The 13,970-nt window shown below is 67.1% G+C and carries 12 protein-coding genes and 2 pseudogenes; 8 read left to right on the top strand and 6 right to left on the bottom strand.

The window, feature by feature from the left end:
* The first annotated feature begins 72 nt into the window (after positions 1 to 72).
* From ACFVT1_RS14200 to ACFVT1_RS14190, 3 genes and pseudogenes are all read left to right on the top strand, one after another.
* The gene (locus ACFVT1_RS14200; RefSeq protein ID WP_389794974.1) at positions 73 to 393 is read left to right on the top strand and encodes a hypothetical protein; all 321 of its coding nucleotides are present in this window, start codon (positions 73 to 75) and stop codon (positions 391 to 393) included.
* 280 nt (positions 394 to 673) lie between these two features.
* Positions 674 to 1,482, top strand: a protein-coding gene (locus ACFVT1_RS14195) for an IS5 family transposase (RefSeq protein WP_389794972.1) whose coding sequence is annotated in 2 segments (ribosomal slippage) — positions 674 to 1,013 and positions 1,013 to 1,482 — 810 coding nt in all. Because the reading frame shifts where the segments join, the coding sequence is not laid out codon by codon here.
* Positions 1,483 to 1,686: 204 nt separating this feature from the next.
* A pseudogene (locus tag ACFVT1_RS14190) lies at positions 1,687 to 2,739 on the top strand (IS110 family transposase); the annotation flags it as partial.
* On the opposite strand, the pseudogene ACFVT1_RS14185 reads toward ACFVT1_RS14190, so the two are convergent.
* Positions 2,738 to 3,380, bottom strand: a pseudogene (locus ACFVT1_RS14185) (nicotinate phosphoribosyltransferase); the annotation flags it as partial. The pseudogenes ACFVT1_RS14190 and ACFVT1_RS14185 sit on opposite strands and share 2 nt — an antisense overlap.
* Before the next feature lie 318 nt (positions 3,381 to 3,698).
* Between ACFVT1_RS14185 and ACFVT1_RS14180 the strand changes: the two are divergent.
* Positions 3,699 to 4,601, top strand: coding sequence for a universal stress protein (locus ACFVT1_RS14180; protein ID WP_389795475.1), 903 nt, complete (start codon positions 3,699 to 3,701; stop codon positions 4,599 to 4,601).
* On the opposite strand, the gene ppk2 is transcribed toward ACFVT1_RS14180, so the two are convergent.
* Positions 4,591 to 5,412 carry a polyphosphate kinase 2 gene (gene ppk2, locus ACFVT1_RS14175; protein WP_389794970.1) on the bottom strand — a complete coding sequence of 274 codons (822 nt, stop codon included), beginning with the start codon at positions 5,410 to 5,412 and terminating at the stop codon, positions 4,591 to 4,593. The genes ACFVT1_RS14180 and ppk2 overlap by 11 nt on opposite strands.
* Before the next feature lie 31 nt (positions 5,413 to 5,443).
* Here ppk2 and ACFVT1_RS14170 point away from each other — a divergent pair, with 31 nt between their 5' ends.
* Both ACFVT1_RS14170 and ACFVT1_RS14165 read left to right on the top strand, forming a co-directional pair.
* Complete coding sequence (locus ACFVT1_RS14170; RefSeq protein ID WP_389794968.1) at positions 5,444 to 5,635, top strand: hypothetical protein; 192 nt, start codon at positions 5,444 to 5,446, stop codon at positions 5,633 to 5,635.
* A 297-nt stretch (positions 5,636 to 5,932) separates the two neighbouring features.
* Positions 5,933 to 6,301, top strand: coding sequence for a hypothetical protein (locus tag ACFVT1_RS14165; protein WP_389794966.1), 369 nt, complete (start codon positions 5,933 to 5,935; stop codon positions 6,299 to 6,301).
* Positions 6,302 to 6,578: 277 nt separating this feature from the next.
* Here ACFVT1_RS14165 and ACFVT1_RS14160 read toward each other — a convergent pair whose 3' ends face one another.
* Positions 6,579 to 7,496, bottom strand: coding sequence for a pyridoxamine 5'-phosphate oxidase family protein (locus ACFVT1_RS14160; protein WP_389795473.1), 918 nt, complete (start codon positions 7,494 to 7,496; stop codon positions 6,579 to 6,581).
* Positions 7,497 to 7,722: 226 nt separating this feature from the next.
* Here ACFVT1_RS14160 and ACFVT1_RS14155 point away from each other — a divergent pair, with 226 nt between their 5' ends.
* Both ACFVT1_RS14155 and ACFVT1_RS14150 read left to right on the top strand, forming a co-directional pair.
* Positions 7,723 to 8,397, top strand: coding sequence for a CBS domain-containing protein (locus ACFVT1_RS14155; RefSeq protein WP_389794964.1), 675 nt, complete (start codon positions 7,723 to 7,725; stop codon positions 8,395 to 8,397).
* Positions 8,398 to 8,859: 462 nt separating this feature from the next.
* Entirely contained in the window at positions 8,860 to 9,735 is an 876-nt protein-coding gene (locus ACFVT1_RS14150; RefSeq protein WP_389794962.1) for a universal stress protein, read from the top strand.
* A 463-nt stretch (positions 9,736 to 10,198) separates the two neighbouring features.
* Here the strand turns inward: ACFVT1_RS14150 and ACFVT1_RS14145 are convergent, their stop codons facing one another.
* From ACFVT1_RS14145 to ACFVT1_RS14135, 3 genes are all read right to left on the bottom strand, one after another.
* Positions 10,199 to 11,425: an MFS transporter gene (locus tag ACFVT1_RS14145; protein ID WP_389794960.1), complete on the bottom strand. Its 1,227-nt coding sequence runs from the start codon at positions 11,423 to 11,425 to the stop codon at positions 10,199 to 10,201.
* Positions 11,426 to 11,521: 96 nt separating this feature from the next.
* Positions 11,522 to 12,595 carry a hypothetical protein gene (locus tag ACFVT1_RS14140; protein WP_389794958.1) on the bottom strand — a complete coding sequence of 358 codons (1,074 nt, stop codon included), beginning with the start codon at positions 12,593 to 12,595 and terminating at the stop codon, positions 11,522 to 11,524.
* Between the two features lie 135 nt (positions 12,596 to 12,730).
* On the bottom strand, positions 12,731 to 13,918 hold the full coding sequence (locus ACFVT1_RS14135; RefSeq protein WP_389794957.1) for a cupin domain-containing protein: 1,188 nt from the start codon (positions 13,916 to 13,918) through the stop codon (positions 12,731 to 12,733).
* Positions 13,919 to 13,970 lie beyond the last annotated feature (52 nt).

Raw genomic sequence — 13,970 nt, 5'->3', positions numbered from 1 at the left:
GCCCCGCCCCACCGCGTTGCGACCGTACCTGTCACGGGTTGGTCGGTTCGCGCATGGGGGTAGGGAGCATGCATGAATGAGATCCTGGTGGAAGAGAACTTCGCGCGTATAGACGGCCGCGACATGAACGTCATCCTCGACCTCCTCGACGGGCTGAACCTTGAGGCCGAGCCCACTGCACCACGCGGCAGCGGCAGGGGCCGTCACTGGGAGCTGACCATGTACTGGCAGCCGACGGGGCCGATCCCGGACAGTACCGAGGCGGGACTACCCGACACGGCCGCCAAGATCAGGGACCACTTCGTCACCGCCGGGAAGCAGCCGCCATCGAAGGTCGCCGTCTACCGTCGGGATGGGTTGGTTCTCTGGACCCTCGAACTGGACGCCCGGTAGGTGATCGGCCACGGGGCGGAGCGTTCCCGTGCGGCGGATATGAAGCCGCGCGCCCGGGGGCAGCCCTACTATGGCAAGGAGAAGCACCGCAGGGTGCTATGACTTTGATGCCCATTCACCTTGCGCCATGTCGCCCGCCCATTCTCCAATGATCTGGTCCGCGACGTGAAGATCGAACCAGATCGGTTGCGACCATGACCAGGCCGAGTAACTGATCGTTTCAGAATGAATCTCGTTGTGGGGCTTGGCAGTTGTTGGTTGTGTCGGCAAGATTTGTTGGGTGTCTGCTGATCTTGTGCCCGATGGCCTGTGGGAGCGTGTGGCCCCGCTGCTGCCTGCTCGTCCGCCTTGGCGGCATCGGTATCCCGGGCGGTTGCCGGCGGATGACCGGGCTGCGTTGCGGGGCATCGTTTACGTGCTGTGCAAGAGCGTGAGCTGTTGGGGTGTTCCGGCGGAACAGATCGGCTGCAGCGGTGTGACGGCCTGGCGCCGTCTGCGGGACTGGACCGAGGCCGGTGTCTGGCCGCAGCTGCACGAGGTACTGCTGGCCGAGCTGCGGGCCGCGGGACTGTTGGACATGAACGACGCGGCAGTGGACGGCTCTCATGTCCGGGCCCTCAAAGGGGGGCTCACACCGGACCTTCGCCGGTCGGCCGCGCGCGTCCGGGCAGCAAGCACCACCTGATCGTCGACCGGCACGGCACCCCCTTGTCCGTCTCGCTGACCAGCGGAAACCGCCACGACGTCACTCAGCTGATGCCACTGCTGGACGCGATACCCCGCATCCGCGGGACGCGCGGGCGGCCGAGGCACCGGCCGGGCCGGCTGTTCGCCGACCGCGGCTACGACTACGACAAGTACCGCCGCCTCCTCCGGGCCCGCGGCATCACACCGAAGATCGCCCGCAAGGGCACAGCCCATGGCTCCGGCCTGGGCAGGACCCGCTGGGTCGTCGAGCGGACCTTCGCATGGCTCCACCAGTTCAAACGGCTCCGGATCCGCTACGAGATACGAGCCGATCTCCATCTGGGACTCCTCCAACTCGCCTGCAGCATCATCTGCTTGAGACGACTCCGAACCTCATTCTGAAACGATCAGTTAGTCGGCCCGGGAGGGCCGGGTGCGGCTGATGGGGTCTTGCCTTCAGTGGCTTGCCAGGAGTGGCCGCCCGGCTCTCTTGGGCGCCCTGGCTGCTGATTGAGATGCGCGCGCTTCTTGCGGTCGCTGATTACGGAGATGACAGCGGGGTGTCCCTCGGGCCGACGGCAAGCCGTGCGGAACGAGGAGGGGCAGATGAACGAGCGACGAGCCCGGCTCTGGGCCGGCATCGGCGCGGGCAAGGGTCATCACTGGGCCGCCGTGGTCGACGAGACCGGTGCCACCCTGTGGTCGAAGAAGATCGAGAACGACGAGGCGGCGATCCTGACCGCACTCGGCGAGATCCTGGGCCTGGCGGACAGGGTCAGCTGGGCGGTGGACATCTCGGGGACGTCCTCCGCGCTGCTGCCGGCCCTGCTTGCCGCCCACGGCCAGAAGGCTGTCTACGTCCCGGGGCGGACGGTCAACCGCATGTCCGGTGCCTACCGCGGCGAGGCCAAGACCGACGCCCGCGACGCCTACGTCATCGCCGAAACGTCCAGGCAGCGGCAGGACTTCACCACCATCGACGTGCCCGCGCAGCCGGCCGCCGACCTCGCGCTGCTGACCGCCCACCGATCCGACCTCGTCGCCGACCGGGTACGGATGATCAACCGGTTGGGAGACGTACTCACCGGCGTCTTCCCTGCGCTGGAGCGGGCCTTCGACTACTCGGCCCACAAAGGTGCGTTGGTGTTGCCGACCGGCTATCAGATCCCGGCCGCCATCCGGCGCCGCGGCCGGGCGAGGCTGACGGCCTGGCTTTCCAACCGCGGCGTCCGGGGCGCCGACACGGTCGCCGCCACCGCGCTGCAGGCCGCCGAGGCCCAGCAGACCGCGCTGCCCGGCGAGGACGCCGCGGGCCAGATCGTGGCGGACCCGGCCGTGCAGATCCTGGCCCTGGACGACCGGCTGAAGCAGGTCGACAGGCAGATCCGCGACACCTTCCGCAGCCATCCGCAGGCGGAGATCATCGATTCCATGCCCGGCATCGGGCCGATACTCGGCGCCGAGTTCGTCGCCGCCGGCGACCTGTCGGCCTACGCCGACGCCGGCCACCTGGCCTCGGCGGCCGGGCTCGTGCCCGTGCCACGCGACTCGGGCCGCCGCACCGGCAACCTCCACCGGCCCAAGCGCTACAGCCGCCGCCTGCGACGGGTGTTCTACATGTCCGCGCAGACCAGCATCGTCCGCGAGGGACCCAACCGGCGAATGCCCGGAACGCGTCCTCCTCGGTACCGAAGGCCTCGACATATGAGTGGGCCATCGTGCCGACTCCGGTCAGGCCCTCGGAGTGGGCCGCCGCCACATTGCTGGTTCCGGCGAAGCCGACCAGGGCGCCCAGCCGGGCGGCCTGGTGTCCGGCTTCGATGCCATGGGTGCGGCGCGGGGAGAAGTCCACGACCGGATGTCCGGCGGCGGCCAGGACACACCGGGCGCATTTGGAGGCGACGGAGGTCTGGTGGTTGAGCTGGTTGAGTACGTAGGTTTCAACGAGCTGGGCCTGCGGGAGGGGTGCGATGACTTCCAGTAGGGGTTCTCCGGCCTGCACGATGCGCCCTTCGGGTACTGCCCGGACCTCACCTTGGAATTCCAGGCCAAGCAGCGGTGCCAGTTCCTCGGGCCGTCGTCCCAGCGACGGAGGCGAAGACGTCCACGTCATCTGCGTCGACACGATAGGCGGAGAGGAAATCGAGGACCGAACCCAACCCGGCACAGACAAGGAAGCCTCGGTTCGGTGGCAGATCGCGCACGAACAGACTGAACGTCGCCGAACGTGTCGTGCCTTCGCTCAGATACGACTGAGCCATCGTGACCTCGTAGAGGTCGGTGCTCGTGGCATTCGACATCGGCGGTACCTTCCTCCCCGTCGCGTCATCCCGTCCGGGACCGCCGCTCGCCCCCGCGCGCCGCACTACCCTGCACTCCTCTCTCCACTATCGGCCGCCTGCGTCTCGTGGGCCAGCCAGACGCCAGGGCGGCAACCAGCACTGCCGAGTCGCTCCTGCCGCTGCCAAAGAGCACGTCGTGCGTGCGGGCCGGCCGGACCACGAAGGGGGGCCGGACGTTCCGTATGCGGGCCGAACCGGTCTTCACGAACGGCCCGCTCCGGTGCAACTGTGAGGGCGGGTACTTCTTGCCCGGTCGAGTGGAAGGCGGTGGAAATGATGAAGGTGCCCCTGGTCTCGGGTGTGGACGGATCGGAAACCGGCCTGAGGGCGGTCGACTGGGCCGTCGATGAGGCGGCTCTCCATGAGTGGCCGCTACGGCTGGTGTACGCGTCAAGGTGGGAACAGTACGAGGGCGCCGCGCTGGCGCTCAGCCTGGGCCGCCCTTCGGAGCAGGCGCTCGCCGACAGCATCGTCGGAACTGCCGCTGAGCGTGCCCGCCGCCGCCATCCGGACGTCGACGTCTCAGTCGAGATGACGCCCGAGGACGCGGTGATTGCCCTTCTGCGCGAGGGGCGCAATGCCCAGGCGCTGATCACCGGGGCGCGTGGCCGTGGGGGGCTCACCGGACTTCTGCTCGGCTCGGTCAGCCTGGCCGTGGCCGCGCGGGCCCCGTGTCCCGTCATCGTCGTGCGCGGTGACAGGGCCGGGATCGAAGGCGTGCACGGGCGGATCCTCGTCTGTGTCGGGGAGCCGGAGAGGGGAGCGGCGGCGGTCCGGTTCGCCTTCCAAGAAGCTGGGGCAAGGGGCTGCGACCTGGATGCCGTACATGCCTGGCGCTGTCCCGCGCACAACCGTGCCGACCCCCGGCGTACTGCCAGTGAGCACCTTTACCACAAGGAACGTGCGGCAACCCTGATCGATGAAGCGGTGGCCGAGTCCGTACGCGATCACCCGACGGTCCGGCTGCACTCGACGGCGGTCGAGGGAACGGCCGCACAAGTGCTGGTCCAGCGCTCGGCTGCTGTGGACCTGATCGTTGTCGGAGCGCATCGCCGCCGCGGCCACCTCGGACTCCAACTCGGTCGAGTTGCCCATACCCTGCTCCACCACGCCGATTGCCCGGTGGCCGTTGTACCTCTGGCGGTCATGTCGAGTGAGACCCCTCGCCTCACTTCCTGAGTTGCGACGCGTGGTCGGGGACGTACGTCTGAAGGCCCCTCGGCGGCCGTTGGTACCCGGTGGCCGGAGGCCGCCGAGGCAGTTCGATCACCGGCGGAGCGACTGCCTCGTACGGCACGGTCGACAGCAGATGGGCGATCATGTTCAGCCGAGCCCGGCGCTTGTCGTCGCTCTCGACGACGTACCACGGAGCCTCCGAGATGTCGGTATGGACGAACATCTCGTCCTTCGCCCGCGAATAGGCCTCCCAGCGGGTGATCGATTCCAGGTCCATCGGCGAGAGCTTCCACCGGCGGGTGGGGTCCTGCAGTCGGCGCCGGAACCGCTCCTCCTGCACCGCGTCACTCACCGAGAACCAGTACTTTCGCAACAGAATGCCGTCCTCCACCAGCATCCGCTCGAAGATCGGGCACTGGCGAAGGAATCGCTGGTTTTCCTCCGCGGTGCAATACCCCATGACGCGTTCGACGCCTGCGCGGTTGTACCAGCTCCGGTCGAACAGAACCACTTCCCCTGCGGTTGGAAGGTGCTCGGCGTAGCGCTGGAAATACCACTGGCCGCGCTCGCGCTCGGTGGGCCGCGGCAGAGCGACGATGCGTGCTACCCGAGGATTGAGGTGTTCGGTGACGCGTTTGATCGTGCTCCCCTTGCCCGCCGCGTCACGTCCCTCGAACACCACGACGAGCCGTGCGCCTTCGGCGCGTACCCACTCCTGGAGCTTCACGAGCTCGGTCTGGAGCCGGTACAGCTCCCGCTCGTACAGCGAGCGCGGCAGCTTTCCGGGCTCGCCCGAGCCTTTCCCGTCCCACATGGGGATGACGTTATGGGGGAGACGATGCTCGATGTCAAGCGTCAGCGCCGAACGGGCTTCGCTGCGCGGACCCGGTACGGCGTGCTCGACGCACCATCTTCTCGGCCTTGTCGGCAGTGGCCCGTCGGTTCTGTTCCGCCTGTTGAGCGGCCTCCTCGCGGATCCGCTGTGCCTCGGTCTCGGCCTGCTCCAGGCGAGAGAGCACTGGGACCAGTTCGGCTGAGAGGTCAGCCGAACGATCTGCGGGCACGCCCATAGGCGCTGCCCGACCCGGCGAGCCGGCCGGACGGAACCGCATCAGGAAGTCCCTGAACGCAGCCACGAAAGCTCCTTGAGGTGTATCCCCATATCAGTGTCCACGGCGGCAACACCGCTGTCGCTCTGGACTGGGCCGCTCGGCCCGCATTGATGTACAGCGGTCTCTTCGCAGCGCATCGGGTGGGTGTCCGACCGGTCAATGAGATCTGCACGACCTGGTTTCTTCAGCGGCTGTTCGCCATGGGGACGGCGCTGCAAGAGCGTGGTGCGGCTCGCGGAGCAGCTGAAGGCGAGCGAGCGGCTGCTGCGTGCGGTGGATGATCTGGACGAGACCAGCAAGATCATTCGGTCCACCGTCTTCGGCCTCCATGTCCGTGACTCGGGCCGAGTCGGCCAGGGGCTGCGTAGTTGGACGGCGACCGTGGTCGAGCAGGCCGCACGGACCCTGGGCTTCCAGCCGTCCCTGCGGATGGGCGGGCCAGAGGGCAGGCCGGCACGGATCGTCCTTCAGTACCGCACGACCGGCGCGAAGAGGCCCTCGCGGAGGCGCTCGCCGAAGCGACCGGTGCCGCGGTGGACGACATCACCCCGCGTACGGCGGCGGCGCTCAGCGCGGCCGTGCACCGGGTGAGCGTGCCCCTGAGACCGCCGGAACGGGTGTCGAGTTCGGCGTACGGCCTGACTCGGTCGAAATCAGCAGCACATGAAAGTCAAGGCTGCCCTGGAGGCAGACAAAGAGCCACGGCTACGCGCCATAGGCCAGCGTTGTGTTCGTCGGCGAGCAGGGTCCTGGATCGCCAAAGCCTCCCTGTGCGAGTCGGCGGACCCATTGGTCGCGGTCGCTGTGCGGTCAGGGCTGGATCGTGGTCGTGGAATGCCCGCCGGGCGTCGCGGCAGTCCGCTGTCGGTCACTGATCGGCCGGACTGATGCGCCGCCCTGTGAGGCGCGTGGGTCGGATCGATACCCACGTCTCGCGTTCGCCTCCTGCCCAGGGCGTGGTATGGGCGCGATCGGCAAGCCGCCGCAGTGCGTCGGGCTCTGTAACAATCCGCGCAGGGCCCACGGCAAGCACGCTCCAGCCCTGGCTCATGGCCTCGTCCACGTGGTCGACCTCGAAAGCGACATCCGTTCCCCCGGCCATCGCGGGCACTGAGTCAGGTGCGGTCCGGAAAGCAATCGTGTCATCGATGACCTCGTAGTTCACCGGAAGGATTGCCGGGCCATCGGGTGTTGACACCGCGATGCGTCCTACGCCGTGTGTGGAGAGCCGGGTGCGGCATTCGTCGGGGTTGAGGTCCTGCAGCTGGGGGTGCAGGAGCGCCTGGCCCTGGCCGGGTGGCAGATCGATGCCGCCTCCGCGCAGGGCTGCGACGGTGGTGCCCAGTGCGTCGGCCAGGCTGATGAGACTGGCCAGACTCGGGTCGGCCGGCTGTTGTTCGAGGTATGCCAGGTAGTCCGGCGCCATTCTGGCGCGGCGGGCTGTTTCCGCGCGGCTGAGCCCCTGCCGCTCGCGCTCCATGGCCACGCGTCGGCCGATGTCGCCGGGGTTGGGCGCGCCATCGAGCCTGACCCTGGCGGACTCGCCACCGGCCTCGGCCATGCCCGGCCGGGCTGGCTCGCGGGATCTGTCGGGCCTGTGCTCAAGGTGACGGATATGGGCGTCGGGCCCGGGGAACACGAGCGTCACCTGGCCGGTATCCGACCAGTGCACGTCGTAGGGAGGGGTTCCGTCCTCGTGGTGCAGTCCGACAATCTCGCCGGCGCGCCTGCTGGCGCCGGCGGCCGGGCTTTCGACAACAAGTTGATCGCCGAGGTGAGCTCGCATGATCGCCGCCAATTCCTCATCATGTTGCTGTACCCAATGTGCCACGCGTGGCATGTCGCCGCACGGGATGAGAAACAGTGATTCCACGGGGTCGAGCGGGCTGGTACCGGGCCCACTTGGTCCATCGGCGAGCCTGGCCGACTCACCGCGCGACTCGCGGGCGGTGGTCCTCAAGACGCGCGACGACTAAACATTACTGACCGTCACACCTCGAAGGAGAAGCCGCATGCATCACCGATCGGTCGCAGAGCTCATGACCAGAGACGTCGTCCGGGCACGGCGTGACCTGCCGTTTAAAGAGATTGTCAAGCTCCTGGCGGAGAACGATGTCACAGCGGTACCCGTGGTCGATGAACTGGATCGCCCCATGGGTGTCGTGTCCGAGGCCGACCTGCTGCGCAAGTCTTCCGACCAGGCCGATCCGTCCGGCCTGACGCCGATTCCGCATCTGGAGGCGTGGGAACGGGCCAAGGCCGAGGGGGCCAGGGCCGAGGAACTGATGTCGGCTCCCGCGGTGTGTGCGCGTCCGGAGTGGACCGTGGTCGAGGCGGCCCGCCTCATGGAAGTGCAGAACGTCAAACGACTGCCCGTCGTGGACGAGACGGACAAGTTGCTGGGCATCGTCAGCCGTAGTGACCTGCTGCGGGTCTTCCTGCGTCGTGACGACGCCATCTACGAGGAAATCAACCGGGACGTCCTACAGCGGACGATGGGTCTGGCCCCCTCGGAGGTGACGGTCGAAGTACGCGAGGGACAGGTCGCCCTCGACGGATCCGTCGAGTTCAAGAGCCTGATCCCCATCATCGAACGGCTGTGCCGGAGTGTTGACGGTGTGGTCTCCGTCGCTGAGCGTGTCGCCTACCGGACCGACGACATCCAGACTTCCCGCGCCGGCACGTGAGACATTCGGGCCCTTGTAACCCGCCTCACCGGGCACGGCAACGGCAGGGCAGTCTGCACGGGCCCACGGCAAGGCTGACCGAGCCCGGAGCAGGCCCGCGAGGAGGAGCACCTCTTCGTGCCGGATTGCCTTGCCAGCAGCCCGTTCCGCCCTTCCAGTGAGCGCCCCGCAACCCGCCGATGCCCAACTACCAGGGGGAATGACCATCGCTTTCCCTCCTTGTGCGGATTCTGTGCCCCTACGAGTCCCGCCGCATCAGGGTCCGCATGCGTCACCAGGAGATTTGCGGTACTTCTCAAATGAGGAGAAACCGCGTTCGGTGCGTCGGCGCGGATATTCACACCATCGATTGCCTCTCACCCTCGTCTGGCTGGTACAGACAAAGGGCATTGGGACGGCAGAAGGCTGGGCAGGCGGACTCGCCCGCCGTCATCCAACCTTTACGAGACGGAGGCAGTCGCCATGGAGCCAGTCGTCACCGTGGGCCTCGACGGCTCACCCGAGAGCCTTGCCGCTGCCCATTGGGCCGCCGACGAAGCCGAGCGGCGCAAGCTCACGCTACGTCTGCTGCACGCGTGGCCTCTGCTGGTGCCGGAACCGACCCACGTCCCTGCGGAGATGGATCAGAACTACTGGGCGAGGCGGATCGTGCACAAGGTGCGGGCGGAGCTCCAGGCACACCACCCGGGCCTTCCCATTGTCGGCAACCTGGTGGCCGACGACGCCCAGCACGCGCTGCTGCGGGCGGCATCGGAGTCCGAGATGACCGTGCTCGGTTCGCGCGGGCTGGTGCCCGTCGAGAGCTATTTCCTCGGAGACATCAGCATGCCCGTCGTGGCACGGGCCGACGGGCCGGTGGTCCTGGTACGCGCCGAAACGAGCGGACAAGGGCCACAACCCGCTCCAGCTGTGGAAGGCGGCGTCGTGGTAGCACTGAAACTGCACGGCCCCTGCGACGACCTACTCGAATTCGCTTTCGCTACCGCCGCGGCGCGAGGCGTGCCCCTTAGAGCCGTCCATGGCCAAAGCCTGCCGCTGAGCGCATACGCGCCCTGGGGCGTGGATCACGACGTGACGGAAGAAATCACCAAGGACGCGCAGAAGCACCTCAACCAGATCCTCCGCCCCTGGCGTGACAAGTTCCCGCTCGTGGAGGTGAGCGAAGGCATCGCTCTCGAAAGCCCCGCCAAGGCTGTCGTAGGGGCCGCCCATGGCACCGGGCTGCTGGTTGTCGGCCGACGCAAGCACCGCCCCGCCCTGGCGCCTCACCTGGGCCCCGTGGCCCAAGCCGCCATTCATCACGCGCGCTGCCCCGTCGCCGTCGTTCCTCACGACTGAGGTGAGCAACCACGGCAGCCGATCACGTCGGTACAGCAGGCCGACGTGCCGGTGCTCCTCTGCGGCGTCGGCGTGTCGCCTCTCCCGCGCGCAGAGGCGTGCGAGGCCCACCCCTTGATCGTGTTCTTCATCGGTCTGCGGCCAGAGGGAGGAGTTCCTCCTCGAAGCTCTCGAAGCCATGGCGACGGTCGGTACTGACCAGATATCCAAGGCCGGGACGATGCCACTGACAGGTACGCCAAGTGAAGCGGCGCACAGGAACACTCGAGAGCAAGTCGACCTCGCCCAGGTCCTTGACGGCACAGCCGACCAACGTCCGCCCGAAACGCCACGCCGTAGTCCACCGGTCGCGCTTCTGTCGACGTGGCGGCCGACGAAGTCCCGGGCCGAGGAGCACTCCGCTCCTGATGCCGCTGGTATCGCACATATCGCTGATATCGGAGTTGTCGCAACGCTGGAGACCTCAGCCAACGGGGACGGGTCCTTTCGTCGCCGGAAGCGTCCGGGTGCGCAGTGCCCATCGGGTGAGCGGCCGGGTGGCCAGCCCGCAGAGCGCGAGGACGACGCCCAGCACCACCCAGCCGGGCCTGCCCCATTGGAGGCAGAGAGCGGTGAGCACGACCGGTGACGCTGCGCGTACCACGCCATCGGCCAGGTTGAAGGCCCCCTGGTACTGGCCTTGGGCGTGTTCCGGGGCCAGTACGAAGCTGATTTCGAATGCCCCTGCGGCCAGGCCGAGTTCACCCGATGACAGCAGGAGCACGCCGACGAGCAGCAGGGCCGCGGCAATGGGGGCGGAAACCCCTGAGGCGAGGGCGAGCACAGTACAGCCCGCGAGGGACAGAAACCCTGCTCCGCGGAGAGCGGTGGAAGCGGGCAGCGGGCCCCTCACCCACCGGGTTGCCTTGACCTGGAACAGCACGACCACTGCCGTATTCACCACAAGAAGTGTGGAAAGCCACCATCGGGGCGCCGCGGTGTGCGACACCAGCCAGAGCGGCAGGACCAGGGACACCACGTCGTACTGGAACGCGATGACCCCGCACAGCAGCGCCAGGGCGAGGTACGGTCCGTCCCGCATGGCCTCCATGCGCCGCGCGCCCGGCGGGCGTGGCACCGGCTCCACGGACGGGATCTTGAGCAGCAGTCCTGCCGCTGCGAGGAAGCTCAGTCCGTTCGCCAGGATCAGCAGGGTGTAGCCCGCCGTCGAGTCGAGCTGGAGCGCGACGCCGGCCGCAGCGGCGCCGATGCCCATCCCGAGGTTGGTCACCGCTCGGAGATGGCTTCGGACGCGGGTACGTTCGCCGGGCTCGCTGATCCGTGCGATCAGGGCGCCGCCGACGGCCTGGGCACCGCGTTGGCCGATGGCGGCGACGGTGACCAGCACGAGGAAGACGGCGAAGGAGTGTGTCATCGGGAACAGGAACATCGCCGTCGCCTGGACACCCTGGGTGGCGACGTACAGTCCCCGGGGCCCGACGCGATCGGCCACAGCACCGAGGGGGAGGCCCGACAGGATGCCGACGACCGTCGCGATGGCAAGGCCGGTGCCCACGCCCGACACACTCAGCCCGACGACGCGGGTGAAGAACAGCATGCTTCCGGCAAGATAGAGCCCGCTGCCGACGGTGGTGACGAAACTGGCGATCGTCAGGAAACGTACCGGGCCACGAAACACATCGGTCGTCATATGCGCCTCTGGGGGGCGCTGTTGCTCTCCTGGTGGCACGTGTCGCTTTCCTTCGAATCGGGTTCGGATGCCTGCTTCTCCGGGACAGGTTCCAGGTCAGTAACGGCAACCCAGTTGCTCGCGCATGGCCGACAGGCACTCGGCCCGGTAGGCCTCCAGTCCCGGTGCCGCCGCCCGCTTCCTGCGGTTGAACTCGCCGGTGTTCACCCAGGTGACGATCAGGTCCGCCAGGGATGGAATGCCGCCGTACCGCGCCGTCATCCCTTCGGCATGACCGCTCAGCGGATAGAAGGCGGGCATGAGCGAGGGAAGGCCGAACCGGACCATGTCGTTGATGTTGCCCGTGACACAGGTCTGGCCGCGCGTCTCGATGATGCCGTTGCGCGTGAGGTGCTCGGAGACCGGAAGAATGAGGAAGTCCGCCCCTGCCAGGGTCCGGTCGAACTCCTCCTGAGGGACGTAACCCGGGTGATCTCGCAGTTCGACCGAGGGAGCGACCGCCTTCCTCGCGGCTTCCACGGCAGCATCGGTGTCCTCAGCGGAGTGCTCTCCCAGAAAATCGACTCGCAGCCGCTTCGTCAGCCGAGGGGAGGCGATTTCCAGTGCGGACAGAACCTCGGCGTGGTCCCTGCCAGAATAGATTCTCCCCGGAATACAGCACCGCACCTCGTCCCTCACGAACTCCGTAGGCGGATGCTGCGGGTAGGCGATGTTGATGGCGTGGCTCCGCAGAGGATCGCCGGTCCTCCTGAGCCGGAGATCCGGGAGAAGGACATCCGCCGCGCCGTCGAGAACGAGCTTCGCGACGGCAGCGCTCGGCCGGTTGCCGTCTGACGAGGTGAACGTGTTGAGGTTGTGCACCAGGCAGTGCCAGGCGGGTGTCCTCGCGCTCGCATCGGAGAGCAGGCCGCACAGGGAATCGACCGGGGTGATGATGAACAGGTGGTCCTGAGAGGCGATCGAGGACGTGTGCTTCTCCAGGAATTCCGTGTACGGCAGATCCCGGGGACACACCTTCCACTCGACTTCCGCGGATTCGGCGGCCTCCGAGGATTCGGCACAGAACGAATTGGTGTAGACGGTAGGGCTCGCCCCGATATCGACGGCTTGCCGTATGAGACTGTCGAGGACCTCGCTGTGTGCGCTGAGCTCGATCAGGCCGATCTTCATCGAGTTGTCTCCGTCAGTGATGAGCGCTCTGCGGGGTCTGCACCTTTGAGAGGAACCGACCCCGTGGTACAGGCCCGTCGGACATGGACCGCCTGCCCGTCATGCCGCAGGCCGGGTCGGGATTCCTGGCGGCGCTCACGCCGGCGGAGGATTCTCCTCCAGAAGGATTCCTTCCTCGACCAGCAGCCGTAGCAGTGGAGCGATGTCTTCGGCCAGGTCGAATTCGGGGGCCCAGCCGCCGGCTTCCGCAAGAGTGAACGACGTGCGGCGGAAAAGATTGTCGATGAGCTCTGCGGGAGCGCCGTCGAGCGTGATCTTCCTCGCCCCGAACTGGATACGGTGCTGTTCGGCCTCGGCATCGTAATCAACCTTGACAGGGTTGAATTGTGCTTGCCGCAGACGTGTGTCGCCATTCGTGGAGAGGGGATGGAACCCGGACTGGCTCGGGAGGCTGACCTCCCGGTGACGGCTGTCCTGGGTTGTCAGATGATGGGCGAGGTACGCCTTCACCAACTGCTCGTCGTCGGCCCGCGCGGCGAGCCTGCCCATCAGTCCGCGGACGTGGTCGGCGAGCTGGGCCGTATCGCCTCCGACGACGGGCGGGAGATTGCGCCGCCACTCCTCCTCGTCCATCAGCTCGTCCGCAAGCCACTTCAGCCAGTAGACGCCGGTGCGGCACGTCACCCCCAGCGTCAGGTGCAAGGAGGGTTCGTCACCGGCCACCGCGTAGTGCCAGTGGCCCCGTGGAATGTAGAGCACATCCCCCGGACAGAGTTCGGTCTCGATGTACGGGGGCCCCTTGGGTTGGCCCGTGTCGGCGGAGACGTTGTTGTATTTGTCGAGCGGGTATTTGTACGTCTCCTCGGAGACGACCCAGCGCTTCGTCCCCTCGATCTGCAGGATGAAGACCTCATGGTCGTCGTGGTGTTGGTCGAACCCCTGCTGCTCAGGCCAGGAGCAGTACATGTTGACCTGGCTCCGGTGGCCGGTCGCACGCTCGATCCCCGTTGCCAGTTCGGCGACAGCGGGCAGCCGCGCCTGCAACTGGTTGATGATGAGGGTGTAGCCGTCCTGGCAGTGCTTGATCCACTCTTCGGGGGTCTCGGGCTTGTCGAAGATCTTTCTGCCTATTGCTGCCAGGCGGATTTCTTCGCCGAACCGGAGACGATGGAAATTGAGAAGGTGGTTGAGCTGATCCCATGAGAAGAGCGGACGGAAACGGTCCCGATCCTGCCCGCGTAAGACGACGCCCCGGATTGTCCAGTTCTCGCGAAGGAATTGATCGAGAGGCATTGGGTCAAGCAGGGATTCCAGATCGAACACGCCATTCCTCACAGGTCTAAGGGGAGTGCCCGGTGGCTCCAGGAGCCACCGG

This window comes from Streptomyces sp. NPDC057963 (assembly GCF_042887155.1).
GTDB lineage: Bacteria > Actinomycetota > Actinomycetes > Streptomycetales > Streptomycetaceae > Streptomyces.
The sequence above is the reverse complement of the archived record's forward strand: the minus strand, read 5'-3'. Positions and strand labels throughout refer to the sequence as shown.

What these genes read in the sequence shown, in the direction of transcription:
- ACFVT1_RS14155 (WP_389794964.1), top strand. Translation starts at nt 7,723, where the DNA reads ATGCATCACCGATCGGTCGCAGAGCTCATGACCAGAGACGTCGTCCGG.
- ACFVT1_RS14160 (WP_389795473.1), bottom strand. Translation starts at nt 7,496, where the DNA reads ATGCGAGCTCACCTCGGCGATCAACTTGTTGTCGAAAGCCCGGCCGCC.
- ACFVT1_RS14200 (WP_389794974.1), top strand. Translation starts at nt 73, where the DNA reads ATGAATGAGATCCTGGTGGAAGAGAACTTCGCGCGTATAGACGGCCGC.
- ACFVT1_RS14150 (WP_389794962.1), top strand. Translation starts at nt 8,860, where the DNA reads ATGGAGCCAGTCGTCACCGTGGGCCTCGACGGCTCACCCGAGAGCCTT.
- ACFVT1_RS14180 (WP_389795475.1), top strand. Translation starts at nt 3,699, where the DNA reads ATGAAGGTGCCCCTGGTCTCGGGTGTGGACGGATCGGAAACCGGCCTG.
- ACFVT1_RS14145 (WP_389794960.1), bottom strand. Translation starts at nt 11,425, where the DNA reads ATGACGACCGATGTGTTTCGTGGCCCGGTACGTTTCCTGACGATCGCC.
- ppk2 (WP_389794970.1), bottom strand. Translation starts at nt 5,412, where the DNA reads ATGTGGGACGGGAAAGGCTCGGGCGAGCCCGGAAAGCTGCCGCGCTCG.
- ACFVT1_RS14170 (WP_389794968.1), top strand. Translation starts at nt 5,444, where the DNA reads ATGTCAAGCGTCAGCGCCGAACGGGCTTCGCTGCGCGGACCCGGTACG.
- ACFVT1_RS14140 (WP_389794958.1), bottom strand. Translation starts at nt 12,595, where the DNA reads ATGAAGATCGGCCTGATCGAGCTCAGCGCACACAGCGAGGTCCTCGAC.